Origin of the sequence: Actinomadura sp. WMMB 499 (genome assembly GCF_008824145.1) — a bacterium.
GTDB lineage: Bacteria > Actinomycetota > Actinomycetes > Streptosporangiales > Streptosporangiaceae > Spirillospora.
Window position 1 is genome coordinate 3451766 of sequence record NZ_CP044407.1, and the last position, 24850, is coordinate 3476615.

22 protein-coding genes are annotated in these 24850 nt (G+C 71.9%); 10 read left to right on the plus strand and 12 right to left on the minus strand.

The genetic code is table 11. From position 1 onward, the window contains the following. The first annotated feature begins 62 nt into the window (after positions 1-62). Complete coding sequence (locus tag F7P10_RS14970; RefSeq protein WP_151009903.1) at positions 63-971, plus strand: LysR family transcriptional regulator; 909 nt, start codon at positions 63-65, stop codon at positions 969-971. Between the two features lie 147 nt (positions 972-1118). Here the strand turns inward: F7P10_RS14970 and ppk2 are convergent, their stop codons facing one another. The 3 genes from ppk2 to F7P10_RS14985 all read right to left on the minus strand — a co-directional run bounded on the left by ppk2 (position 1119) and on the right by F7P10_RS14985 (position 4670). Beyond that, on the minus strand, positions 1119-1934 hold the full coding sequence (gene ppk2 / locus F7P10_RS14975; protein WP_151009904.1) for a polyphosphate kinase 2: 816 nt from the start codon (positions 1932-1934) through the stop codon (positions 1119-1121). A gap of 509 nt (positions 1935-2443) precedes the next feature. After that, entirely contained in the window at positions 2444-3082 is a 639-nt protein-coding gene (locus F7P10_RS44335) for a DUF4333 domain-containing protein (RefSeq protein WP_151009905.1), read from the minus strand. 535 nt (positions 3083-3617) lie between these two features. Beyond that, complete coding sequence (locus F7P10_RS14985; protein WP_151009906.1) at positions 3618-4670, minus strand: trans-acting enoyl reductase family protein; 1053 nt, start codon at positions 4668-4670, stop codon at positions 3618-3620. 203 nt (positions 4671-4873) lie between these two features. Between F7P10_RS14985 and F7P10_RS14990 the strand changes: the two genes are divergently transcribed. Continuing rightward, positions 4874-5758 carry an AraC family transcriptional regulator gene (locus F7P10_RS14990; RefSeq protein ID WP_254716610.1) on the plus strand — a complete coding sequence of 295 codons (885 nt, stop codon included), beginning with the start codon at positions 4874-4876 and terminating at the stop codon, positions 5756-5758. Between the two features lie 121 nt (positions 5759-5879). Here F7P10_RS14990 and F7P10_RS14995 read toward each other — a convergent pair whose 3' ends face one another. Beyond that, positions 5880-6623, minus strand: a complete 744-nt coding sequence (locus F7P10_RS14995; protein WP_218040516.1) for a helix-turn-helix domain-containing protein — start codon at positions 6621-6623, stop codon at positions 5880-5882. Between the two features lie 64 nt (positions 6624-6687). Here F7P10_RS14995 and F7P10_RS15000 point away from each other — a divergent pair, with 64 nt between their 5' ends. The 6 genes from F7P10_RS15000 (at position 6688) to F7P10_RS15025 (ending at position 14193) form a co-directional block, all read left to right on the plus strand. After that, a complete protein-coding gene (locus tag F7P10_RS15000) occupies positions 6688-7257 on the plus strand; it encodes a TIGR03086 family metal-binding protein (RefSeq protein ID WP_151009908.1) in 570 nt (189 codons plus the stop codon). 824 nt (positions 7258-8081) lie between these two features. Continuing rightward, positions 8082-8762 (plus strand): hypothetical protein, encoded by a 681-nt coding sequence (locus F7P10_RS15005; RefSeq protein WP_218040517.1) that lies wholly within the window; start codon positions 8082-8084, stop codon positions 8760-8762. A gap of 222 nt (positions 8763-8984) precedes the next feature. Next, on the plus strand, positions 8985-10571 hold the full coding sequence (locus tag F7P10_RS15010) for an acyl-CoA synthetase (protein WP_254716611.1): 1587 nt from the start codon (positions 8985-8987) through the stop codon (positions 10569-10571). 348 nt (positions 10572-10919) lie between these two features. Next, a complete protein-coding gene (locus F7P10_RS15015) occupies positions 10920-12443 on the plus strand; it encodes an NAD(P)/FAD-dependent oxidoreductase (RefSeq protein WP_218040518.1) in 1524 nt (507 codons plus the stop codon). 15 nt (positions 12444-12458) lie between these two features. Continuing rightward, positions 12459-13589 (plus strand): hypothetical protein, encoded by a 1131-nt coding sequence (locus F7P10_RS15020; RefSeq protein WP_151009909.1) that lies wholly within the window; start codon positions 12459-12461, stop codon positions 13587-13589. Between the two features lie 4 nt (positions 13590-13593). Beyond that, complete coding sequence (locus F7P10_RS15025) at positions 13594-14193, plus strand: TetR/AcrR family transcriptional regulator (protein WP_151009910.1); 600 nt, start codon at positions 13594-13596, stop codon at positions 14191-14193. 83 nt (positions 14194-14276) lie between these two features. Here the strand turns inward: F7P10_RS15025 and F7P10_RS15030 are convergent, their stop codons facing one another. Together F7P10_RS15030 and F7P10_RS15035 are read right to left on the minus strand one after the other, a co-directional pair. Further along, positions 14277-15407 carry a hypothetical protein gene (locus F7P10_RS15030; protein WP_151009911.1) on the minus strand — a complete coding sequence of 377 codons (1131 nt, stop codon included), beginning with the start codon at positions 15405-15407 and terminating at the stop codon, positions 14277-14279. A 17-nt stretch (positions 15408-15424) separates the two neighbouring features. Then, the gene (locus F7P10_RS15035; RefSeq protein ID WP_151009912.1) at positions 15425-17848 is read right to left on the minus strand and encodes a PEP/pyruvate-binding domain-containing protein; all 2424 of its coding nucleotides are present in this window, start codon (positions 17846-17848) and stop codon (positions 15425-15427) included. 27 nt (positions 17849-17875) lie between these two features. Between F7P10_RS15035 and F7P10_RS15040 the strand changes: the two genes are divergently transcribed. Further along, entirely contained in the window at positions 17876-18475 is a 600-nt protein-coding gene (locus F7P10_RS15040; protein WP_151009913.1) for a TetR/AcrR family transcriptional regulator, read from the plus strand. Between the two features lie 110 nt (positions 18476-18585). Here the strand turns inward: F7P10_RS15040 and F7P10_RS15045 are convergent, their stop codons facing one another. The 6 genes from F7P10_RS15045 to F7P10_RS15070 form a co-directional block, all read right to left on the minus strand. After that, complete coding sequence (locus F7P10_RS15045; RefSeq protein ID WP_151009914.1) at positions 18586-19602, minus strand: TIGR03617 family F420-dependent LLM class oxidoreductase; 1017 nt, start codon at positions 19600-19602, stop codon at positions 18586-18588. Positions 19603-19876: 274 nt separating this feature from the next. Next, on the minus strand, positions 19877-20326 hold the full coding sequence (locus tag F7P10_RS15050; protein ID WP_151009915.1) for a hypothetical protein: 450 nt from the start codon (positions 20324-20326) through the stop codon (positions 19877-19879). Beyond that, the gene (locus tag F7P10_RS15055) at positions 20323-21231 is read right to left on the minus strand and encodes an NPCBM/NEW2 domain-containing protein (protein ID WP_151009916.1); all 909 of its coding nucleotides are present in this window, start codon (positions 21229-21231) and stop codon (positions 20323-20325) included. Before F7P10_RS15055 ends, F7P10_RS15050 begins: the two co-directional genes overlap by 4 nt. Next, a complete protein-coding gene (locus F7P10_RS15060) occupies positions 21218-21904 on the minus strand; it encodes a hypothetical protein (RefSeq protein ID WP_151009917.1) in 687 nt (228 codons plus the stop codon). The genes F7P10_RS15055 and F7P10_RS15060 overlap by 14 nt, the downstream gene beginning before the upstream one ends. A gap of 34 nt (positions 21905-21938) precedes the next feature. After that, positions 21939-22211 (minus strand): hypothetical protein, encoded by a 273-nt coding sequence (locus F7P10_RS15065; RefSeq protein WP_151009918.1) that lies wholly within the window; start codon positions 22209-22211, stop codon positions 21939-21941. 270 nt (positions 22212-22481) lie between these two features. Next, positions 22482-23150: a Crp/Fnr family transcriptional regulator gene (locus F7P10_RS15070; protein ID WP_176611476.1), complete on the minus strand. Its 669-nt coding sequence runs from the start codon at positions 23148-23150 to the stop codon at positions 22482-22484. 171 nt (positions 23151-23321) lie between these two features. Here F7P10_RS15070 and F7P10_RS15075 point away from each other — a divergent pair, with 171 nt between their 5' ends. Further along, entirely contained in the window at positions 23322-24695 is a 1374-nt protein-coding gene (locus tag F7P10_RS15075; protein WP_151009920.1) for a glycosyltransferase, read from the plus strand. Positions 24696-24850: the final 155 nt, after the last annotated feature.

A 24850-nucleotide genomic window follows, 5' to 3' on the forward strand; every position in this document is an offset into this window, starting at 1 on the left:
CTCCTTCCACCTGCACACATAAGTCCAAATCATATTTTTCATCGCATCGATAAACTGTGTGCATGTTCAGCCTGCGCCAGCTCCAGTACCTGGTCACCGTCGTCGACGAGGGGTCCTTCACTCGGGCGGCCGAGGCGCTGCACGTCACGCAGCCGGCCCTGTCCCACCAGATCCGGGCGCTGGAACGGGCGGCCGGCGCGCCCCTTCTGGAGCGCCTGCCCCGGGCGGTCGGCCTGACCCCCGCCGGCCGCGCGATGCTGCCGCACGCGCGTGCCGCGCTCTCCGACGCGTCACGGGCGGAGTCGGCCGTCCGGCAGGCGGCCGACCTCAGCGCGGGGGAGCTGCGGCTCGCGACCGTCTACTCGGTCAGCATCGGCGTGCTGCCGGCCACGCTGCGAACCTGGAGCCGGCGGTACCCGGGGATCGATGTCCGGCTGTTCGAACACCGGCACGCCGACGAGCTGGCCGAGGCCATGACGGTCGGGCAGGCGGACCTGGCGATCGGCCCGCCACCGTCCGGCTGGACCGGGCCGGTGCACAGGCTCGGCACCGAGGAGTTCGTGGTGGCCGTCCCCGCGGACGATCCGCTGGCGGTCCGGGGCGCGGCCGAGGTCGAGCTCGCGGCGCTGCGCGACCGCCGATGGGTCCACTACGGACCGGACAACGGGCTGGCCGACATCCTGGACCGGGCCTGCCACGACGCCGGGTTCCGGCCGAGAACCGCGGTCCGCACGGAGCAGACCGCGTCCGCCCCCACCCTGGCGGCCGCCGGTCTCGGCCCCGCCCTCTTCCCCGCCAACCTCGTCCCGGACGGCTACGAAGGCCACATCCTCCGTCCCGTACCCGCCGTCACCAGGGTCCTGGCCGCGTACTCGCGCACCCGGTTGGACGGACTGAGCGGCGCCTTCCTCGCCGTGCTCGTCGAGAACGCCTCCGGCCTGCTCGCCGCGCCCGGAACCGGGCCCGCGTGACTCCGGCTTCGCCGTTCACCCCGCCGCCTTCGCCCGCCGCCTCGCGCCGGCACTGCGGAACACGGCCTGGCCCGGACGGTTCGTCGGGGGCGGGGAGGCGGACGAACCGGTCCCGCCGACCCGCCCGCAGCCGTCGCGCGGTGCGGGTCAGGCGGTCAGCTCCGCCGACCGGTCGTGGACGGGCACGTGCGTGTCGCGCGGCGGACGCTCGTACCCCTGCGGAGCCGGGCGCGACGGCAGTCGCAGCGACGGGAGCTCCACCTCGCGGTACGGAATGGTCGACAGCAGGTGGGCGATCATGTTGATGCGCGCCCGCCGCTTGTCCTCGCTCTCCACCACGTACCAGGGCGCCTCGGAAATATCGGTGTGCTGGAACATCTCGTCCTTGGCGCGCGAGTAGTCCTCCCAGCGGGTCACCGACTCCAGGTCCATCGGCGACAGCTTCCAGCGCCGCATCGGGTCGTCGAGCCGGGCGCGCAGGCGCCGCTGCTGCTCCTCGGCGCTGACGGAGAACCAGTACTTGCGCAGCAGGAGGCCGTCCTCGACGAGCAGCCGCTCGAACACCGGGCACTGCCGCAGGAAGCGCCGGTACTCGTCGTCGGTGCAGAATCCCATGACGCGCTCGACGCCGGCGCGGTTGTACCAGGAGCGGTCGAACAGCACGATCTCGCCCGCCGCGGGCAGGTGCTCCACGTACCGCTGGAAGTACCACTGCGTGCGCTCGCGGTCGGTCGGGGCGGGCAGCGCCACGATCCGCGCGACGCGCGGGTTGAGGTGCTCGGTGACCCGTTTGATCGTGCCGCCCTTGCCGGCCGCGTCCCGCCCCTCGAACACCACGGCGACGCGGGCGCCCTCGACGCGCACCCACTCCTGCAGCTTCACCAGCTCGGTCTGGAGGCGCACCAGCTCTTGCTCGTACACCCCGCGCGGTAGCCGCTTCCCCTTGCCCGTCGACTTTCCCATACGCACTTCCTACCCGAACGGCACCAGGGACGACCTCGCGACCACCACGGCTCAGGACGGACGGCCGTCCCGACCGGACGAGGATCTCACCGGCGGGTTCGGGGCGCGGATCCCGGACCGGCGCGGCCGGCCAGTGGACGGCCGGGGCCGCACGGTCAGCGGACGACGCCGGTCGTCACCCCGGGCGCCGACGCAAGCCACACCGGATGCACATTGCGATCTAGTGACTCCATACGGCCCGGCTCTGGCCTTGGGCACCGCCGCCCCAGCCCTGGCCGCCCAGGGAACCGCGGCCCCGCCTGGCCGCAGGACGAACGCGCGCCCGTCGACCGGGACGTCCCGCTCGATCTGCGGCCCCTCGGAGCCGGCTCGCTGCAGCCGTCGCCGCCGGGCACCCCGGCGGCGACGGCGTACCTTTCCCAAGTCAGCGAGTTACGGGGCCCCGCCCCCGGTCGGCGCGAAGCGAACCGACCGGCCCCGGGCGCCCCGGGCCGCATGATGGATCGAGATCAACTGCCGTTCGGGGCGTCGTCGACCTTGAAGTTCATCCTGGCCTTGCCGCCGGCGACCGATGTCACGGTGGCCGTCACACCGTACTGCTTGCCGTCCGCGGCCAGCTGACAGCGAACGGTGGCGCCCACCCGGGCCGGCAGGTCCTGGCGACAGATGAAGGCGTCGGGCGCCCGGCCCACCTGGGCCGTCAGGGCGGCCTTGCCCTGGCGGGCGACCTCCGCCCTGTTCACCGTCTGCGTCCCGCCACCGGAGCCCGGTGCACCGGTCGCCGGGCTGGACGGGGCGGGCGGGGTCGATCCGGCGGCGCCGGGGGCGTCGTCGACCTTGAAGTCCATCTTCACCCTGTCATCGTCGACCGCCGTCGCGGTCACCGTCATGCCCTGCTTCCTGCCGTCCACGGTCAGTTCGCAGCGCACGGTCGCACCCACCTCCGCTTTGAGATCATCCTCGCAGGTGATGGCGTCGGGCGCCCGGCCGATCTGCTGCCCCAGCGCCGCCGTGGCCTGTTCGACGATCTCGTCCTTGCTCACCGCCTTCGAACCGCCCACGCTCATCGAACACCCCGCGGCGAACAGCGCCACCAGCAGCCCTGCGGCCGCTCGACGAGCCGTCCGGCCCCGCGTCGGCTGTGCCATAAGTCCCTCCTCGGTCAAACGTTCACGCCGGGCGCTTGGACGGGCATGACCAGCCCTTGGTTCCGTCAGCGAACTCCCCCGACCACCGGGCGTCCCCGGAAACCACCAGGTCGGGCGATCGACGGCCGATCCGACCTCAACGGTCGCCGTCGCGCCCGGATCGTCCGCGGCGACCCGCACCAGGCGTTGCGCGAGGTGCCCCATCGGGCCGGACCGTCACCGCGGGGCGGAACTGTGGGGCGCGGGAGAGCTGGAGCATCCCCGTCGTCCGCGGGAGCGCCGAGCCGGCCGCCCGCCGAGGAGCAGCAGCACGGCGAGCGCCGGTGCGGCGGCGGTGGCGGCGAACGCCGGGACGCCGTGGGCCGCGTACAGCGGGACGCAGATCACCGGGGCGCCGTTTCCGGGGGCGGACCCCGCTCTGGTGGCGATCCTGCCGGGGCGCCCGACGAGGGCCGGTGATGAGCTGGGCCTGATCGGGATCCGACGATCAGGCCAGACGATCACACCGCGGCCGATCGTTACAGGTGGCTCGTTGTCAGGTTGCCGCCGTGTCCTCGATGGTGCGCCGGATCCCGTGCGGGACGAGGAAGTCGAGGAAGGCGGTCGGGTGGTAGGCCTGGGCCGGCGCGAGCACTCCCGGCTCGGCGGGGTCGGCGATGAGACGGCGGGCGCTCTCGACGGCGATCACCGCGGTCGTGCCGTAGGTGTCGGGGCCCTGGACGGTGCCGCGGGCGCGGCGGCCGTCGGTGCCGGTGGCGTCGATCACGTAGGTGAAGTGCTGGGTGCGGCGGCTGTCCTCATCGGGTCCTTCGGGCAGGTTCTCGATGATCTGCGGTGTGAGGGGGGTGTTCAGGCGGTCGCCCAGCGCCGCCTCGGTCAGGCCCTGGACATGCCGGACGCGGATGTGGCGGGGAACGGTCACCACCTCCGACACGGGGAAGGGCGTCACCGGGGTCGCCTCCGACCGTCCGGGCAGCGTGATCGCGGTGCGGCGGGCGGGCGCGCCGGGGCGCCAGTCGCCGTCGTCGTAGGTCAGGCCGCCCGCCTTGATGGAGTCGATCGTTTCGACCACCGAGCGCAGCGAGCCGCGCGACATGCCGCCGCCCCCGACGACCGCATGGGTGGTGATGATCTCTTCGACCGATCCGAGGCGGTCGGCCAGGAGGTGGGCCATGAGGTCCACCGGGACGCAGCCGTCGTTGGCGGCGGGTACGACGGTGACCCCGGCGTTCCGCGCCTCCGTGCGGAAGGCGTCGAAGATCTTCTTGACGTAGAGCTGCTCGCCCGAGGTGTCGACGTAGTGACAGCCGGCGGCGATCGCGGCGCGGACCACGGCCTCACCCGACGAGGTGAAAGGTCCGGCGCAGTTGATGACGCCGTCGCAGCCGCGGAACGCGTTCAGCAGCGCCCCGTGGTCGCTGGTGTCGGCCACGCGTCGTTCCGCGCCGGGGAGGCCGACCGCCGAGGCGGCCTCTTCCAGGCGCGCGAGATCGCGTCCGGCCAGGACCGTCTCGATGCCGCGGCGTGCCATTTCGGCGAGCACGAGCCTTCCCTGGTATCCATTCGCGCCATAAACGGCGATCTTCACGTCGTCTCCTCACGATGGTGGGCTGCGCGGTTGCTCGGCCCGCCATCACGGTAAGGCGCCGATAGGAGACGCTTGAATGCGTGATCCGCTCATATATTTGCGGCATCGTCTTCGCATAGGCCGTGAATGGTTACGCTGGCTGCGTGGATGTTCTGTCCGATGTGGTGAGTGCGGCGCGGACCGGTCGACCCCACTCGGGCCGGGTGACCAGGTCTGCTCCCTTCGCCCAGTGGTTCGCGGCGGTGCCGTCCGCCGGGTTCCACATCGTTCTGCAGGGAACGTGCTGGCTCCTCCCGCCGCGGGGTGAGCCGGTCGCGCTCGGGCCGGGCGACGTGGCGTTCCTGCCGCGCGGATCCGCGCACGGTCTGGCCGACGCCCCGTCCACCCCGGTGAGCGAGCCGCCCCCGATGCCCACCGGCGTCCATGACGGCCGCGGCGCCGAAGCATCGGCCGACCGGCCGCCGACGGTGGCCATGCTCTGCGGCGGCTACCTCCTGGACGGCTCCGCGCCGCATCCGCTCTTGGACGACCTGCCCGAGGTCGTCCACCTGCCGACGCGGGTAGGGCGGCACAGCGAACTGCGCGCCGCGGTCGAGCTCCTCGGCGTGGAACTGGCCGGTAACGCCCGCCCGGGCTCCGACACCATCCTGCTCACCCTGCTGGATCTCCTCCTGCTCTACATCCTGCGCGCGTGGTTCGAAGAACAGCGCGTCTCCGGCCACGCCGCCACCGGCTGGGCGGCGGCCCTGCACGACCCCGCCGTCGCCGCCGCCCTGCGCGCCGTCCACGAAGATCCCGGCCGGCAATGGACCGTCGAGGAGCTGGGCGCGCGGGCACGCCTGTCCCGTGCCGCCTTCGCCCGGAGGTTCACCCACCTGGTCGGGCAACCACCGCTCACCTACCTGACATGGTGGCGGATGACCACCGCCGCCCGGCTCTTGCGCACCTCCGACGCCCCCGTCGACACGATCGCCCGACAGGTCGGCTACAGCTCGCAGTACACCTTCGCCCACGCCTTCAAACGCCAGTACGGATCACCGCCCGGCACTTACCGGAACCACGTCGGCCGAAGCACAACGCCCGCGTAGGGATCTCGGGTGCTCGCCGAGCGATCCTCCGCCCCTGACGGCTCCCGCCTGGCGGCGTGGGCCACCGGAGACCCGGAGATGCCCGGCGTCCAAGGGCCGGCCGCGGTCCGGCCCCGGAGTCCTAATACCGCTGCGCGTACCAGGTCGGTTGCTCGCCGAACATGCCCTTGAAGTCGCGGATGAAGTGGCCCTGGTCGGCGTAGCCGAGGTCCGCCGCCAGCGCGGCCCAGTCGATCGCCCCGCCGGCGGCCATCCGTGCGGTCACCTCGTGCAGGCGGTAGCGGCGGATCACCCACTTGGGTCCGATGCCGACGTACTCCGCGAAGAGCCGTTGCAGCCCCCGCATGCTCAGCCCCAGCTCGCCGGCGAGGCGCTCGACCCTGGTCACGGTCTTGTCCTTGGCGATCAGCTCGACCGAGGCCACCGCCTGGCGCACCCGGGGGTCGTCGTCCGGCAGGTGTCTCAGCAGGAGCGCGTCCGCGGTCGGCACGTCGAGCGTGGTGGGCAGATCCGGGCCGAACACCTCGGTCGCCGGGACGACGCGGTCGGTGATCGTCGCGACGGAGGCGCCGAGGAACGGGCGGAAGCAACCCGGTCGGAACGCGACGCCGAAAACATGGTCGCGGCCCTCGAGAACCTTGATCTGGTAGCCGCTGCACACGCCGCTGACGTCCGCGCGGCCGCCGCCGAACGACAGGTGCACGTTCGGGTACGGCACGATCTTCTGCCGGTAGGGCTCGGCGTAGTCCCAGCGAGCCTCCCAGTACCGCTCCACCCATGGTGCGAGCGCCGGCGAGGGGCTGTGGAAGGTGTGGCGCTGGTACCTGGTCCACGCACCCCGCAGCTCACGAACGTCCCGCTCCACACGGCAGAGTTTATGTCGCCTTTGTTCAATACCTCTCCGGCGCGGACCGCCTAGCGTCGCCGCCATGTCACATCTGTCCAACGCCGCCGAGGCCATGGCCGCAGTCGCCCGCGCCATCACCGACGACCAGCTCGACAACAAGACTCCGTGCACGGAGTACAACGTGCGGGCACTGGTCAACCACCTCCTGTTCTGGGGCCCGTCGCTCGCCGGCGGCGGCCGTAAGGAGTCCGTCCCGCAGCCGGCGGGCACCGAGTCCGATGTAGAGCTGGCGGCCGGCGACTGGCGCGGCCGCCTGCTCGCCGTGCTGGACGACATCACGTCGTCGTGGGCGCCGCCGAACGCCTGGGAGGGCGAGACGAGCATGGGCACGCCGCACCCGCTGCCCGCGCCCGTCCTGGGCGACATGATCGTCGGCGAGCTGGTCCTGCACGGCTGGGACCTGGCGGTCGCGACCGGGCAGCGGCTGGAACTGCCCGCCGACCTGCTGGCGCATCTGCAGGACACGGTGTCGGCGGGTGTGGAGCAGGGGCGGGAGATGGGCATGTACGGACCGGAGGTCGCGGTGCCGGCCGACGCCCCTGCCTTGGACCGCATCCTCGGCCTGACCGGCCGTGACCCCGCCTGGACGTAGTCCCCGACCGGTGGTCCAGCGGCAGGCAGGACGGCACGGGCACGTACTCCTTGATCGGAGTCTGGCCGCCCCCACCCCGTGAGCGGCCCACCCGCGAACCCCGGCCTCCCGGTTCCAGGCGGGACCCTCCACGCACCTCTCGAATCCGGATCCGGGGACCAGTGGAGCAGCCGATATCGGCTGCTCCACTGGTCGGTCCGTGCGCCGGCCCTTGAGCGGCGACCGACCGGTGAGCTGCGGCGCGCGCTTGGAAGTCGCGGGTCGTCAACGTCGCCGGCGGGCGGGCGTCGTCGGCGTGCGCCCACGACCTGGGGCTTGAGGAAGCTCCGTGTCAGATCGAGCGCCAGGGCTCTAGCGGCGGCCCTGGTGGGTGGCTGACGGTGCGTCGGTCCCGGGACGGGGCTACAGTCGTCCCACAGAAGCGCCCATTTGCCCGAAGGAGCATGACTTGTCACATGCAGTGATGTTTCCCGGGTCGTACGTGGAGCGGTCCTGCTAGTCGGCGTCGGCGTGGTCCCCGCGGATCTCACGTGCACATCTCGTTCGGCGACCGGCGGAAGAAGGGCGCGGTCGCGCTCATGGAGCCTGACCTCGCGCACGTCGACTGCGTGAGCAGGAAATCACCATCGCCGTAGGCCTGGAGGCGCGGGCTTCAACGGGAGCCGGCCCGGCGGGAAGATCCGCGACCGCTACGGCCTCGAAGACCTGCCCGGCGAGCGCGGGCCACGTAACGGACCGACCGGTGAATCGCCCTCCGTGGGGCTGACACACGCGGAGTGGGCGCGACTGAAGCCGCGCCTGCCCAAGATGAAGGAGCACGTCGGGTGAGCGATGTACTGACCATGAGAGTCTCCCGGGCAAGAGTCCACCCCGGCCCTCCGGAACCGGTCAAGGACCTGGTCGAGTTCTCCGACGGATCAGGAACGGCCCGGACGATCGCGTACGTGGAGCGCGAGCTGCCGCCGGGCGGCGTCTCCGCATACCTCGCGGCCCGCGGCAGCGGCGCCCGCTCCTTCGTCCTGTGGGCCGACGAGCACCGCCGGGAGCGGGTGGCCACTCTGGTGACCCGGTCGGCCACCGGCGGTGTCGCGACGTTCCAGGTGCTCGGTGCGCACGGCGAGCCCATCGGCACGCTCGTGCGCGAGAAGGCACTCCGTGGCAGGGGCCTGCGCACCCGCTGGACCGTGGCCCAGCCCGGTGGTCCCGAGGCGGTGGGCTTCAAGGGCCGGATCATGTGGTGGTTCCTGTGGTGGCTCCTGTTGCCCCTACAGGTGCTCATCCTCGTGTTCACCATTTTCGACAGCGTCCCCGGCAACGAGGGCGGTGTCGCGCGCGGCCCCCGGCGCATCAGGTGGCGCGCGGGCGGGCGGATCTCGCTGGAGTTCAGATCCAGAGGCGACAAGCTGCATCTGCACGCGCCCGGACTGGACTGGCGGCTGGGAGCCGCCTTGGTCGTCCTGCTGCGCACCTTCGGCGCCGGACCGTGGGACGCCAGGAAGAACTGACCGCCCCCGTACCTGCCCCGGAGCGACGACGCGCGGATCACGCAAGACCGCCGACCGCTCCGCCCCGTCCGGACGGGCCGAGTATCGGCTGGTGAACGTTGCGGGCGCCGAACTTCCGTCCGGTATTGGTCCGTGCACTCTCGCGCCATTGCACCCGTCCCATGTCGAAAATACCCTCCCACTTATCGAGAAGGTGATTCTTCGATGAGGGTGGGAGGGTGCATGAGCGTGCGTCGGGAGGAGCGCGGCGGCGGTGCCGCGGGGACGAGCGCGCCCATGACCCCGTCCTGGCACGCGGAGGCCGCTCCGGACACTCCCGCGATCATCATGGGGACGAGCGGCGAGACCGTCACCTATGCCCAACTGGAGGAGCGGTCGGTCCGTTTCGCCCGGGTGCTGCGCTCGCGCGGCCTCCGGCCGGGCGACCACATCGCGATCCTGATGGAGAACTGCCGGGCGTTCCTGGAGGTCGCGTGGGCGGCGCAGCGGTCGGGGCTGTACTACACCGCGATCAACAACCACCTGCGTGCCGGTGAGGTGCAGTACGTCCTGGACGACTGCGGCGCCGCGGCACTGGTGACCAGCGAGGCGATGGCGGACGTGGTCGCGGGGCTGGACCTGTCGCGCGTCCCGGTGCGCGTCACGGCCGCGGGCGGGCTCGCGGGGTTCGACCGCTACGCCGACCTGCTCGGCACCGAACCGGCGGACCCGCTCCCGGACGAGTGCGAGGGACGGGAGATGCTGTACTCGTCGGGCACGACCGGGAAACCGAAGGGCGTGCGCAAGCCCCTGCCGCGGACGCCGCTGGGCGACCCGGAGTCGGCTCCCGTCCAGATCGCGCGGGGGCTCGTGGCGCAGGGCGGCGGTCCCGGGACGGTCTACCTCTCCCCCGCGCCGCTGTACCACGGGGCGCCGCTGGTGTTCTCGATGTCGCTGCACCGGCTCGGCGCGACGGTCGTGGTGATGGAGCGGTTCGACGCGCTGCGGTGCCTGCGCCTGATCGAGCGCCACCGGGTGACGCACGCCCAGTTCGTCCCGACGATGTTCATCCGGATGCTGCGGCTGCCGGAGGAGGAACGCGCGGGCTTCGACCTGTCGAGCCTGGTCACCGTCACGCACGGCGCGGCGCCGTGCCCGGTACCGGTGAAGCGGCGGATGCTGGAGTGGTGGGGGCCGATCATCCACGAGTACTACTCGGGCACCGAGGACGTGGGGCACACCGCCATCACGCCCGAGGAGTGGCTCGCCCACCCCGGATCGGTGGGCCGGCCCGCGCAGGAGTGCCACATCGTCGGCGAGGACGGCCGGGAGCTGCCGCCGGGCGAGCCCGGTGTCGTGTACTTCGCGGGCGGCCGCCCGTTCGAGTACCACAACGACCCCGAGAAGACGGCGGCGGCGGCCAACGACCGTGGCTGGCGGACGCTCGGTGACATCGGCTACCTGGACCGGGACGGCTACCTCTACCTCACCGACCGCCGCGCCCACATGATCATCTCCGGCGGGGTCAACATCTACCCGCAGGAGGCCGAGAACGTCCTGGTCGGCCATCCGGCCGTCGCGGACGCCGCGGTCATCGGCGTGCCGGACGAGGAGATGGGCGAGGCGGTCAAGGCGGTCGTCGAACTCGCCCGCGGCACGGCCGCGAGCCCCGAACTGGCGGCCGGGATCCTCGCGCACTGCCGCGAGGAACTGGCCACGTACAAGTGCCCGCGGACGGTCGACTTCGTCGACGAACTGCCCCGCGACCCCAACGGCAAGCTCTACAAGCGCCTCCTGCGCGCCCGCTACGGCGCCGGCGAGCCCGCCTGACGACCCGGCGGGACGCACGGACCCGTTGGCGCACGTCGCCGGCTCAGCGCCCCTTCCACATCCGTTCCAGGAACGCGGCCCGGCGGGACACCTGCCGGCCGTGGCAACGCCGCCGCCAAGCCCGCGTCCGAAGATGCCCCTGCCGGCGGCAGCGACGACTCATCGATCAATGAGCGCGGCTGGAGTACTGAACGGTCACTCTCAACCTGCCGTCCGGTGAAAAGCCGAGGCCAACGGGACTCACGGAGTCTGCGAGGCGTTCCTGGAAGCGGGCCGGGGGTTGACTCGGCCAACCTTCGAACCATACATTCACCCATCACGTGTATGAATGAAGGGTGGCGGGTACGGATGCGGAACAGGACGGCCGTGGTACTCGGCGGCAGCGTGGCGGGCCTGTGCTCTGCCGGAGTGCTCGCGGAACACTTCGACGAGGTGGTCGTCCTGGAGCGGGATGAGCTTCCGCCCGGTGCCGAGCACCGCCGGGGGGTGCCGCAGAGCAAGCATCCGCACTTCCTTCTCAATTCCGGCCGCCGCGCGATCGGCGAGATCTTCCCCGGGTTCGAGGAGGCGCTGATCGCCGGCGGCGGGATGCATCTGATGCCGTCGATGGACGCGGCCTACTGCGAGAACGACGGCTGGGCCCCCCGCAAGTCCGGATCGATGACGATGGTCTACAGCTCCCGGGTGCTCATAGAACGGGTCCTGCGCGACAAGGTTCGTGATCTGCCGGCCATCGAGATCCGGGAGGGCGTGACCGTCACCGGCCTGCGGTCCACCGGGGGCGGCACCACGCACGGGCGCGTCGAGGGCGTCGAATACCGCACCGCCCACGGCGACGAGGGCTACCTGGCCGCCGACCTGGTCATCGACGCGCTGGGGCGCGGCTCCTCGGTCATCGACTGGCTCGGCGCGGCCGGCTGGGCCGTGCCACCGGAAAAGACCCTCGACGCCAAAGTCACCTACATCTCCCGGTGGTACGACCTGCCTCCCGTCGGCCGCCGCCCCGAATCGTGGTGGTGGAAGCACCTGGTCATCACTCCGACTCAGGACACCGGCGACCACCCCGAGGAGCACGAGTTCCTCAGCAACTTCTTCCCGATCGAGGGTGACCGCGCCATCGTGTGCATGGGGTCGTGGGGCATCCAGATGCCGCGCAAGACCGACGCGTTCGAGGCCGCGCTGACCCGTGTGAGGGCCACGGCCTTCGGCCAGGCGGCGCGTGCGTGCACACCGACCTCCGAAGTGCATCTGACTCGTTCGACCGGCAACAAGTGGCGCCGCTTCGACCTGGTCGACCTGCCCCCGATCGGGCTGGTCTGTGTCGGTGACTCGATCTGCGCCTTCAACCCGTTCTACGCCCAGGGGATGAGTTCCGCAGCCCGCTCGGCGCTCATCCTCGGTGAGATGCTGCGCGCCGGCGACGCGCTGGATCCGGCCTTCTTCCGCGAGTTCCTCGACCGGCAGAAGAAGTCCCTCGACGTGCCCTGGATGCTCGCGATGGCGCGTGACCAGGCCTACGACTTCGCGACCGGGAGCGAGGTCGCCGCCCCCTGGCGGCGCAGGCTGGCCGCGCGCTTCGGCTGGCCGATCTTCAACGCCATCAACGCCACCAGCCGCGAGGACGCCTACGTCGAGAAGACCTTCGCCCAGGTGTTCAACCTCGACAAGTCGCTCAAGGAGATGCTCACCGACCCGAGGTTCTGGTTCGGCCTCGCGCGCTACAAGGCGCGCCAGGGGATCGGCCGCACGGTGGTGCCCGGCGGGTTCGACGCCCGGCGCGACCCGCCGGGCACCGACTTCACCGGCTACCGCGGACCGGGGCGCGCGTCGTCCAGTGGAGCCCGCCGCGGTGACGACCGCGTCGGCGCCTGACCCCGGAGGCAAGGAATGGACCACACCTGTGACGCGGCGGCCGCGCGTGTCGCCGAGAGACTCGGCTTTTCCTGCCACGACGCCGACCCCGTGATCGACTTCCGCAACCCGTTCGGCCTCGAGAACGGCACCATGCCGGTCCTTGAGCTGCTCATCATCGGCGGCGCCGTGTTCGCGTTCGTCCACGCGTGGCGGCGGTGGCGGCGCGACGGCGATCCGGTCAACATCTCGCTGTGGTTCGCCTCGGTCGTGTACCTGGCCGTGATCGAGCCGCCGCTATACTTCCCGGGCTGGTTCGGCCTGGAGGAGCACGTCGGGTTCATCTTCTCCCACAACGTGTTCACCGTGCAGTTCATGTACGACCGGCTGCCGCTCTACATCGTGGCCTTCTACCCCGCGCTGTCGCAGCTCTCCTACGAGCTGGTCCGGGCCCTGGGCGTTTTCGCGCGGCGCGGCCCGCTGCTCGGCTCGATGGCCGTCGCGTTCGCCTGCCAGGTCTTCTACGAGATCTTCGACCACTTGGGGCCCCAGCTGAAGTGGTGGGCCTGGAACACCGACAACGAGGCGATCAACCAGCCGGCGCTCGCCTCGGTGCCGATGAACAGCATGCTCTTGTTCGCCTCGGTCTCCTTCGGCGCCATGACCTACCTCGTCGTCCGGCTGGTCGGGGAAAGGGACGGCCGCGGCACCCTCACCGGACGGCGGATCGGCCGGCGTGCCGCCGTCGCCGGCGCCCTGACCCCGCTGGCGATGATCATCGTGAGCGCGCCCAGCGGGGCCTTCCGCGGCGAGGACCGGCTCGGGATCCAGCGCGCCATCCTCGGCACCGAACTCGCCGTGGTCTGGATCGTCGGCCTCTTCCTGCTGGTGGACGCCTGGCGCGCGGTGCGAGCCGACACGGTGACCCCGGTGGCGTCGCCGCTGTTCGCGCGAACCTATCCGGCGCTGTACCTGGGCGTCCATGTCGTCCTGTGGCTGATCGCATTGCCGGCGTACTTCGCGGCGACCGACGGCGTCACCGAACAGGGGACGCCGACCGGCAGCCTGTGGTATGCCGCGTTGTGCACCGTCGCCGCGACCGGGTTCATTCTGGTCGCGCTCCGTGCGACCAGGCAACGATCGGTCGCAGCGCCTGTGCGATCCTAGGGTCATGGCGCGCCACGGCTGGGGAGGCCGGCCTCCCGCATCAGATACCGAGGCCCGGCAGCGCATCGTCGACGCGACCGCCCGCTGCGTCGACAGGCACGGCGTCACCAAGACGACCCTGTCCGACGTTGCGAACGAGCTCGGTGTCACCCGCCAGACCGTCTACCGACACTTCGACCGGATCAGCGACATCATCGGTGAGGTCGCGGCCCAGGGCGCGGAGTCGTTCGTCGATCGGCTGATCGCCCACCTCCAGGAGATCGGCGATCCGGCGGAGGCCGTGGTCGAGGGCATGGTCTTCTGCGTGCGGACCATCCCGACCGAGCCACGCCTGAGCCTGCTGCTGCAACTCGGGGACTCAAGCGCCTTCGGTCGCGGCGCCACCACCGCGGACACCATCGCCTACGGCGCCAAGATGCTGCAGCGCTTCCCCGTCGATTGGGCGGCCGCCGGCATCGGCGAAGACGACCTCGACGGGCTCGCCGAGATCATCATGCGACTCCTGACATCGCTGCTGCAGCATCCGAGTCGGCCGGCGCAGGACGAAGCCCGGCTCCGTGCCCTCCTCGACCGCTGGCTGGCCCCCGCGATCAACACGGCATGAGGTTCCCCCGGAGCACGGACTGCTGACCTGAGGTCACCGGCGGTCATATCGAGCCCCAGCGCGAGAACGCCGGAGCCGCCGGTTCACGGGGCGTTGGTGAGCCAGTCGTGGAATCCGGAGGGCCGGTGGATCCCGATGACGCCGTGCTCGTACAGCCCCCAACCTTCGAGCGGGGCCTTGCCTTCTTCGCGCCAGACCGCTCGTCCGACGCTGTCGGTCAGGCCGAAGGGGACGCGTCCGACGATCTGCGGGTCGGTCATGTCGTAGGTGACGCGCTCGCTCCACCCTTCACCCCGCCATTGGCCGTGCGCCCAGTCGGAGTCGCCGCCGTATCCGCCGCCGACGTGGATGGCGAGAGGCAGAAGTGATTCGAGTTCGACGACGACGTCGGTTCCGTCAGGGGTGCGAAAACCGATGGTGCCGGTCAGCGGTGTGCGAGTCCCGGTTCGATAGTTCGTGGTGACGAGTGGCCAGCCGAGCTGCTCGGTCCGTCCGTCCGGCCAGACACGGTGGCAGTCGTTGAGGATGCGGTTCCCGTCGGGCTCCTCCTGGAGGATGATGATCATCGCGAAGCCGTCGAAGGCGATGGGGGCGTAGAGCCACCACATTCCGTCGAAGGGCGGTTCCCCGGGCGCGCCTGCCGGCTCGCTCTCGCCGACCGGCCGGATGCCCCAGGAGCGGTCCCGGGTGCCGCGCCAGGTGTCCGGGGTGATGTCGTACTCCCGGCCGTCGACCATCAGGCTGCCCTCCCAGGAGCCGACCTGGGCGAAGCGCTGGGCGTCGAGCGTCGCCCGGTGACCGCCGGCGCGCATGACGTGCCGCTGCTCGGGGATCGCGGGGAAGAGCCCACGCCAGGTCATGTCGAGAGAGATGCCCTCGGTCTCCTCGATGATCAGCCGTGACGTCTTCAGCGGCTCGATGACCTCGATCCGGTAGTTGCCGCAGTGCTGGTTGAGCCGGTCACTGTCCAGCCTGTCACCGAAGTGCAGCGCCGTCTGCTGGTCGCCGCGGCGAAGGAGGAAGAACGCGTCCTTGGTGCCGAGGTTCGGGTAATAGCCGATCCCGGTGATCAGCATGAGGTCGCCGGTGCGGTCGTGGGCGTTCCAGTACGACCGGTCGTAGAAGTTCCGGTCGCTGCCGACCCACTCGATGGGGGCGGGGATCTGGTGGATCGGGAACTCGTCGAGCGGGAAGACGCCGGGCACCTCGGGCATATGTGCGACCTCCAGGACTATGCGGTGGTGGGAGAGGACGGAACGAGAGCGCGGTCCAGCAGCGTCACGGTGCCGCGGTCACCGTCGACCCGGACCCGGTCACCGGTACGGAGCACGCGGGTGGCGCCCTGGGTGTTGACCACGCAGGGCAGGCCGTACTCGCGGGCGACGACGGCGCCGTGGGAGACCGAACTGCCGATGTCGGTGACGAGCGCGGCGATCAGGGTGAAGTACGGCGTCCAGCCGACGTCCGTCACGGGCGCGACCAGGACCTCGCCGGGATGCAGTTCCCGAGCTTGCGCGACCGTCGTCGCGACCCGGACGGTCCCCTCCACGACCCCGCTGCACGCGGGACGGCCGACGATCACCCCGTCCCGGATTCCCTCCGGAGGCTTGGGCCGGGCCGGAACGGGCTTGCCGACGGAGACGTCCGGGAACTCGAGCCGGGCCTGGAACGGAAGCGCCGCCCGTCGCGCCGCGGCGCGGTCGATCAGGTCCCCGACGTCCCCGGTACCCACCAGCGCCGGCAGCTCCGACCTGTCGAAGAAGAACACCAGGTCTGCATCGGGCAGTCGCCCGGCCGCGGCCAACCGCTCGCCCAGCAGGCGATAGCCACGGCTGAGCAGGTAGGCGACCAGGACCATTCGCGACTTGGTCGCCTCACGTCCGCGTGCCCCGGCCTGCGCCAGCCGGGCCATCGCCCGCACCGTCCGGGAAACGCCTTCCTGCGGCGATGCCGGAGTCGGGCGGACGGCGTCGCCGGCGTTCCGGCGGGCACGGAGCATGGCCTGCATGATCGTGCCGAGACCGTCGGGGTCGTCCCGCCATGACCGGTCCCGCATGCACAGCTCCCGGTAGCCCCGGTGGCCATGGCGCCGCAGAAACTCGTTGAACGTGCGACTGATCGGACCGGTGCCTCCGGTCAGCCCGATCACGGCCTCGGCTGCATCCCGTTCGAGGAACGCCTCGGCCGCCGCCGGGTCCCCGGCCAGGCGGCCCACCACGTCGTCCAGGTGCTCCAGCATGACTGCGCTCTCGACGTCGGCGGCCCCGGCCATCATCGCGGCGGCCCGGGAGCGGCCCTCGTCCTCGCTCCGGCCCCCGCGGGTCGCTTCGCGCATCACCGTCTGTTCGAGCACGTTCGCGGCGACGGCGGACCGCGAGGAGGACCGGACGTGGGTGAGCGTGGCCTCGTTGTAGAGCTCGATCCCCGCGTCGAGCTCGGCGAGCAGGGCCGCCGGCTCCGCCGCGGACGGCGCCTCGAAGCGGGCCAGCTCGCGGTCCAGCCGGCGGATCGCGTGCCCTGCCGAGAGCGCGAAGGCCGTGAGCCGGACGGTGTTGACCAGGCGGCGGGCGAACGGCTTCGGCGGCTTCGGCACCAGCTCGTCCACGACCCTGCCCGCGATCGAGAGCGAGTACTGCTCGAGGGAGTTGCCGAGAATCCCCGAGCTCAGAGCCGTACCTTCGGTCATGTTGAGGAACAGGTGACCTGAGAAGTAGCCCAGCTGCAGCCAGCGGTCCTCCCGGTAGGAGTCCTGGAAACCGCCGGCGACCTGGACCAGTTGCATCGCGTACTCGATCGCGCGGCCGCTGACGGACGCCGTGAGCGGGCAGAAGGCACCCGGCATCATCTCGCCGATGTTGCACCGGGTGTAGACGTGGTCCTCGCCCGCGACCGTGCTGTCCATCTCGTTCAGGTCCCCGGGCAGGGTGGTGATCGGCCGCGCCTGAAGCCAGCGGATCTCGCCCGTCCGGTCGATCGCCCACTCGAGGTCGAGGGGCGTTTCCCACCGCGCCTCCGCGGCCCGGGCGCCGGCCACGACGGCCATCACCTCGTCATCGGTGAGTGCCGGACCCGACGCGATCTGCCGGTCCATGATCTGCCCGGCACGGTCGACCTCGTAGTGGTCCGAGCTCGCGGAGCCGTCGACCAGCGACTCCCCCGGCCCGGCGACCGCGTCGACCACGCAGAGGTCGCGCCGGCCGCTGGCCGGATCCGCGGTGAACACGACACCGGCGGCGCGCGCGTCGACCATCTCCTGGACCACGAGGTGCATCGGGCCGGACATCCCGGCGCCGGGCCGGTAGGCGGCTGCTCGCTCCGTGGACGCCCCGGCCGCACAATGCCGGATCGCGGCGAGGAGTTCGTCGTACCCGTTCACGTCCAGGACCGACTCGAACTGCCCGGCGAAGGAACTCTCGAGGCCGTCCTCGCCCGAAGCCGAAGAACGCACCGCGACCGCCCCGTCCGAGGCCGCCATCCGGGCGTAGCGCGCTGCGAGACCGACGGGAAGGTCGCCGGCATCGGCGTTCGCGATGACGAAGGCGGCGGGCACCGGGAAACCGGCGGCGGCCAGCTTCGCGAGGCCGAGGGCCTTACCGCCGTACCTCGCGTCGATGACGTCCGACAACTCGACGAGCTCACTCCGCGGCTGCTGCACGGCAGTTACGTTACACTTTGCACGGAAATGAACAACCCCATCGGAAGACCACGTGACGCCCGCATCGACGGCGCCGTCCTGGACGCCGCCGCCGAACTCCTGATGGAGGTCGGCTACGCCGAAGTGACCGTGGCCGCCGTCGCCGACCGCGCCGGCACGTCCCGGCCCGCCGTCTACCGACGCTGGCCCGGCAAGGCCCACCTCATCCACGAGGCGACCTTCCGAGACAGCGTCACCACCGGCCCCTCGCGGACCGGCTCGTTCGCCGAAGACCTGCGCGAACTGGTGCGACGGATCGCGGAACTCCTGACCACCCCCCTGGCCCGGATCGCCGTCCCCGGACTGATAGCCGAAGCCGCGACCGACCCGGTCCTCCACCGGCGCATCCTCGAGCGGTTCTCCGCCGAGGGCTGGCGCGGCCTCGACGCCGACCTCGCCGCGGCCGTCGAGAGCGGAGAACTGGACACCGACGTCGACACGGTCGTGATCCTGGAGATGATCATCGGCTCCGCCCTGGCCGCGACGCTGATCAGAGGGCCCGACGGCCTCACCGCGGACTGGGTCGACAGGACCGCCCGCATCCTCCTCGACGGCGTGCGGCCAGCGGATCGTCCGGCAACATCCTGACGATCCCGGATCCGAACGCCACTACCGGGAAAAGCGGAACCAGGTCGTCCATCGCGGTGCGCAGGCGGGCCGGACGCGCGACATCGGACCGACGAAGTCGGTGGGCACGCTCATGGCGTTCCGCGCAGTTCGATCGCGAGTGCGGCGATCGTGTCTTCCGGGTGGGTCGATCCGGGGAAGTAGGCGCAGACCCGCTCGGCCACGTCGCCGAACCGGGTCTTGATCTCGGTGGCGCACTCGGCCGGCGTTCCAGCGACCGCCAGAGTCCGCATCATCGTGTCGTCGATCAGGCCGATCATGGCCATGATGTCGCCGGTCTTCGACAGCGCGTTCAACTCGGGTTGCAGATCCCCCCACCCCTCGATCTCCAGGACCGGCCTGTACGCCGGGGTCGAGCCATAGAACGCGAGCAGCGCCTTCACCCCGAAGGTCGCGGCCTCGATCTCCTCGGGAGTGTCGCCCATCGCGACGATCGCCTGCGGATACAGCTCGATCCGCTCGCGACCCGCCAGTTCCAGCCCCTCGGCCACGGCCGGGAGAGTACGCTCGCGGAAATGCCGGTGGCTGTGGAACGGCATCACCAGCAGCCCGTCGGCGACCTCGGCCGCGGTCCGGGTCATCACCGGACCCAGCGCGCCGAGCAGGACCGGCGGAACACCGTACGGATTCGGTCCGGGGACGAACGTCGCGGGCATCAGGGTGTGCTTGGTGAACTCGCCGCGAAAGTCCAGCGGGGTACCGTCCTGCCAGGAGTGCAGGATCGCCTTGACCGCGAGCACCGTCTCGCGCATCCGGGCGGCCGGCCTGTTCCAGGTCGAGCCGTACCGGTTCTCGATGTGCGGCCTGATCTGCGAGCCGAGTCCGAGCCGGAACCGGCCCTTGCTCAGCAGTTGCAGGTCGTAGGCCATGTTGGCCAGGTTCATCGGGCTGCGGGGGATCGCGATCGCGACGTTGGTCATCAGGTCGGTCGACGGTACGTCCGCCGAGCCGGCCGCGACGATCAGCGGCAGGAACACATCGTGCGGGCCTTCGAAGGTGAACAGGCCGTCCACCCCTGCGGCGGTCAGCGCACGGGCACGCTGCGCCGCCTCATCCGGCCGGCCGTCCAGTTGCACATCGAGCTTCACTGACCGATCTCCGTTCCGCGCGACGCCACGTGTCCGTCGGCGATGACATCCGGTGCCACCGCCGACCGCCGACCGCCGACGGCAGCGGCTCGAACAGTGCCCACTCATCGTCGGTCAGGTTCGAGGATCGCGACGACCGCCGAGACATCCCATCATCCTGGGGCAAACCCGCCCGGACGGGCACGCAGACACACCGACCCAGATCAACATCCTGAACGCGCACTCGCCCCGCTGGTCGAGCGCACCGGAGTCGACGGCCGCCGCCCGGGCGTGATCAGCGGAGGAACAGCAGGGTCGCGGTGATGATCAGGGCGATGATGACGCACGCCGGCAGGACGAGTCCGCTCCCGATGTTCGTGCTGTGGGTGACGGTGTTCGTCTCGATGTTGTCCCGTCCGGCCGCCGTGACATCACCCGTCATGCTGTTCGCCCGGATGTGGACGCTGGAGCCGGTGGCGGGCGCGGCGGCGCGTGCGCGTTCGGTGGCGTCCGCGAGTGCCGCGGCGAAGGCCCGGTCGTGCTCGACGGCCCGCCGGAGCAGTTCGCGGACGAGCGAGCCGTCCGCCGGGCGCGCCTCGAACGCCTCGAACCACCCGGTTCCGTCGAGCCGCCGGCGGACCAGCTCGTGCAGCGCGACGATCGCGGGGTCGGTCCGGCCCGCGATGGCGGGCAGTGTCCCGGCGAGCACGTCGACGGCACGGTTCGCGAGTTCCTCGGCGGTCATGATTCCCCCGTCACGCAGCCGACCGGAGCGCCGCGCGCGGGCAGCAGTTGCGCGTCGCCCCAGACGGCGTACACGCCGCTGATCTTCGACGCGATGACGGTGCTCCGCAGCTCGAGAACGGTGTAGGCCGAGACGTCCACGTCGAAGTCCACCGGAGAGCGGGGGGTCGCGGTCCGGCGCGCCACCTCCCGGTCGTCCCCCGTCACGGCGAACTCGACGGTGGTGTCCGAGGGCAGGTCGTCCGCGATCCCGGCCCGGGCCTTGAACCGCTGGAACCCCTCGTCGCGCGTGACCGTGATGGTCCGGGCGAGGCCGACCGGGGCGGGTTGCTGGGTGACGCTCCGGGCGCACTGCCGGCCCCCGATCTGCATGCCGGTCTTCTCGACGAGGCCGGACCCGACTGCGCGGATCTTGTCCTCATCGAGGTCGCGCAGGAACGTCGGCGACGTCGTCGACGATCCCGCCGGCGAGTAGTAGAGGCCGCCCGGCACCGAGGTGGACACGTGCGCCACCAGCAGCCCGTCGATGAGGACGATGAGCGCCACGCCCAGGACACCGGTCGCCCCGCCGGTGTTCACCCTGACGTTGCTAATGCGGGTTGTCGTGGTGCGGTTGTCCCGCCCGGCGGCCTGGACCGCCGTGCCCCCGGCGGGCCGCCCGCCGTGCAGCAAGAGCACGGCCACCAGGACCATGGACGCGGCGAACCCGCCCCAGGTCCAGTCGCCGCCGAACACCGTGCCCGCCGCGAACGCGGCCAGGATCGGCACCGCCGTGAGCGCGGCCCGAACCGTCCGGGGGCGCTTCCGCCCGCCCGCGGGCGGGCCGGTCGGCGAAGGCCCCCGCGACTCCGCCTGTTCCGTCCCGATGTCCACGTGGGCCCAACTCTGCCCGTCACCCGGTCCCATGGATGTCCCCTCCTGCGATCGTGGAGTCGCGGATCTCCGCGTTCCCTCCGGTCGTGATGTGGACGCCGCCCGCCTGCGCCGGGGCGGCCGGACGCGGCACGGACGAGCGGGCGGCGAGCCGCGCGGCGAGTCCGTCCTCGCGCGGGATGTGCAGCCAAGCGCGGCGCGTCGACTCCTTCAGGTCGACGACGGCCTCGTGGAACGCGTCCGGGTCGAGGCCGTCGTAGCCGTACTCGACGACGCTGCCGTGGACCTCGTCGGAGACCAGGTACGCGACGGGTCCCCGCGCCCGCGCGATCGCCTCCCTCAGGAGGCCGGCCTCGTTCAGCCGGAAGGTCCGGTTGACGCTGTCCCCCACGAGTCCCCGCGGATCGGCGTAGACGTCGCCGGCGTGGACCGCGACCCGGATCCGCGGCGGCACGCCGTCCGGGAGGTGGTCGGGCAGCCGCAGCAGGGCGGTCAGGACCTCGACCTTCGGCACGTCCCGGCCCCACACCATCAGGACGCCGTCGCCCCGGTCGGCGTGGCGGCCGTCGGTCCAGAGGCGGCCGAGGGCCCCCTCCAGCCAGGCGTACAGCGCGGCACGCGACCGGCGCTTGGCCATGTCGTGCTCGCCGCTGCTGCCCACGATGTCGACGACCGCGATGCTCGCGGGCTGCGGGTAATCGGGCATCGGTATCCCCCAGTTCTGGTTCGGGCCGGTCTCGTCACGCGCGGAGCGCGAGCACCGCCAGCACGGCCGGCAGGACGGCGAGCGCGGTGAGGACCGCGATCGCCGCGGCCGGCGGCACGGGGTGGACGCGCCCCCGCAGGACGATCCCGAACGTGACGCCGGTGCGGGGAGCGTCGCCGGTCGTGCCGCCGACGATGTCGCGCCCCGCGATCCGCGCGCGGTGCATGCCGAGGTCGTTTCCCACCTCGATGTGGACGGACGATCGGTGCGCGGGGCCCGCGCCCTCTCCGTCGGCGGAATCCCCCACGATTTCTCCTTGCCGCCCGATGATCGGGCCCATCCTGGCCATCTCGTCTTGGCACGGTCAAACAATCTTCCGGCGAAACGGTTTCCCGGACCCGGGTGTTGATCGCAGTTCTCCCGGCCGGCTGGAAGGAAGCGCCGGTCAACGCCATGATCGTGTAATTGGCGGCACGGAATTGGATCTTGTGATCCGCTTCCGGGAGTCGCGCGGGCCGGAAAAAACTACCGGCAGGTATGGCGCATTCGCGCCATGCGGGCTTCGCGGGCCGTCCCATCACGCCCCCTCCGGTCCGGCGTCGGGGCACTCCAGGAAGCGGGCGAGCCGGCCCGGATCCACCACGCGGACGGTGCCGTGGCCCGTGGCGACGATGCCGCGGGCGCGGAGATCGCTCAGCGCGCGGACCACGGAGCTGCGCGAGACGCCGAGCAGGTCGGCGATCTCGCGCTGGTACCGGATCGGCGGCCCGGCCTCCCGCGGCGGACCGCCGAGGTCGCCGGAATGGTCGAGCAGCCGCGCCACCCGCACCGGCACGCGTCCCTGGCCTGCCACCCGGTACATGTCGGCGCTGCGCAGCCGGTGCGCCAGCACCCGGAGGAGCGCGTTCCGGACGCCCTCGTGCCGCCGCCGCACCCGGTCGAACGCCTCGTGCGACAGCAGGACGACCCGTCCCGGACGGGTGACGCGGACCGTGGCCGAGTGCGGCCGCCCGTCGATGAACGACAGCTCACCGAGGATGTCGCCCGGCCCCCGGTACGCGAGCGGCCGCGCGCCGCCGTCCGCGTCGCGGACCACGCCGGCGCCCGCGCTCAGCAGCACCGCGACCGTCGTGGACCGCTGCCCCTCGGCATGGATGCGCGTCCCCGCCGGGACGCGCCGCACCGTTCCCGATTCGACCAGGTCGCGCTGCTCCTCGGAACGCAGCTGGAAAAAGAAGGGGCGCACCGAGTAACCCGTCCCAGAAAGCGGCATCATAGGCCTGACCGTCCTTTTCTCGACGCCGTTCGCCCTTCCGTTCGGCATGCCCGCCCGGTGCGGCCCCCGTACCGGTACGGCCATTTCTGGCCTACAGTGATGCCGCCGGAACGGGCGAGGACGCGACCGGATGGACGTCGAGTGACCACTGACTGGACAAGACGGGCGAAACCGGTCGCACGGACATTCTCCGGCGACCCTTCGTGGAATCTCGAGTACGACCCGGACGGCGGCGCCGAGGCCCACGGCGGCCCGGCGGGCGCCGAGCCCGAGGCCGGTCCCGAGGCCGAGGCCGAGGCGCCGCCGGCGCCGCGCGCCCCCCGGCCCGCGGCCCGGCGGTTCCTGGCCGTCGCGGACGAGTGGTTCCCGGCGCGCGGCGGGCTGAGTTCCCTCAACCGGTACCTGTGCGCCGCGCTCGCGGCCGCGGGCGCGCAGACGTACTGCCTGGTGCCCGGCGCGTCCGACGCCGAGCGGGCGGACGCGGAACGCGCCGGGGTGCGGCTGCTGGAGGCCCTCCGGCCGTCCGGGATCAGCGAGCACGGAGCGCTGCTGCGGCGCCCGCCCCTCCCGCCGGGCGCCGAACCGGACGTCGTCCTGGGCCACGGCCGGGTCACCGGACCGATCGCCGAGGCGCTGGTCCAGGACCACTTCCCCCGCGCGGCCCGCTTCCACCTCGTGCACACCGCGGCCGACGAGATCGAGTGGTACAAGCTCGACGGCGTGGACGACGCCGGGCTGCGGGCCCGCGACCGCACCGAGTTCGAACGGGCGCTGGCGCGGGACGCGTCCGCGCTGGTTCCGGTCGGGCCGCGGCTGCGGCTGCGCGCCGAGCGCGACCTGGCCCGAGACGCGGACGGCCGCCGGACGCCCGTCCTGCCCCTGGATCCGGGCTTCGACATGACCGGGCCGCCCGAGCGGACGATGCGCGGCGGCCGGCCACTGATCATGATCATGGGCCGGATGGCGGACGGCACGCTGAAGGGCGTCGACCTCGCCGCGCGGGCGCTGGGCCAGGCGCGCCGGCTGGACCCGGACGCCGCGAACTGGGAGCTGCTCGTGCGCGGCACCCCGCCCGGCACGGAGGGCGGGCTGCGCGCCAGGATCCTCGACGGGATCGGGCATCCCGACGCCCCCGTGACGGTGCGCCCGTACGAGTCGGGGATCTCGGCGATCCGGGAGGACCTGGACCGCGCGAGCCTCCTGCTGATGCCGTCCATCGTCGAGGGGTACGGCCTGGTCGGGCACGAGGCGATCACCGCCGGGACGCCCGCGCTGGTCAGCGCGTCCAGCGGGCTGGCCGACCTGGTCACCGCGCTCGCGCCGGACCGGGCCGCGTCCGTCGTCGTCCCGGTGCGGCAGCGCGACGCCGACGACGCCCTCGTGTGGGGCCACCGGATCGCGGCGGCGGCGGGCGACCGCGCGGCCGCCTTCGCCCGCGCCGCCGACCTGCGCCGCGCGCTGGCCGGCCGCTGGACCTGGGAGATGGCCGTGCGCCCCCTGCTCGACGCCCGCTGAGCCGGACGCCCGCGCGGCGGCGGACACCGAGCGCGGCACCCGTCGCGGCGATGCGGTCACGGCCCGCCTCCTCGTCCCGTGGATGCGCCGGCCTTCGGGCGCGGCCCCTTCAGGACAGCACCCCGGACGCGTTCCGCCCCGGCGAACTGGACGAT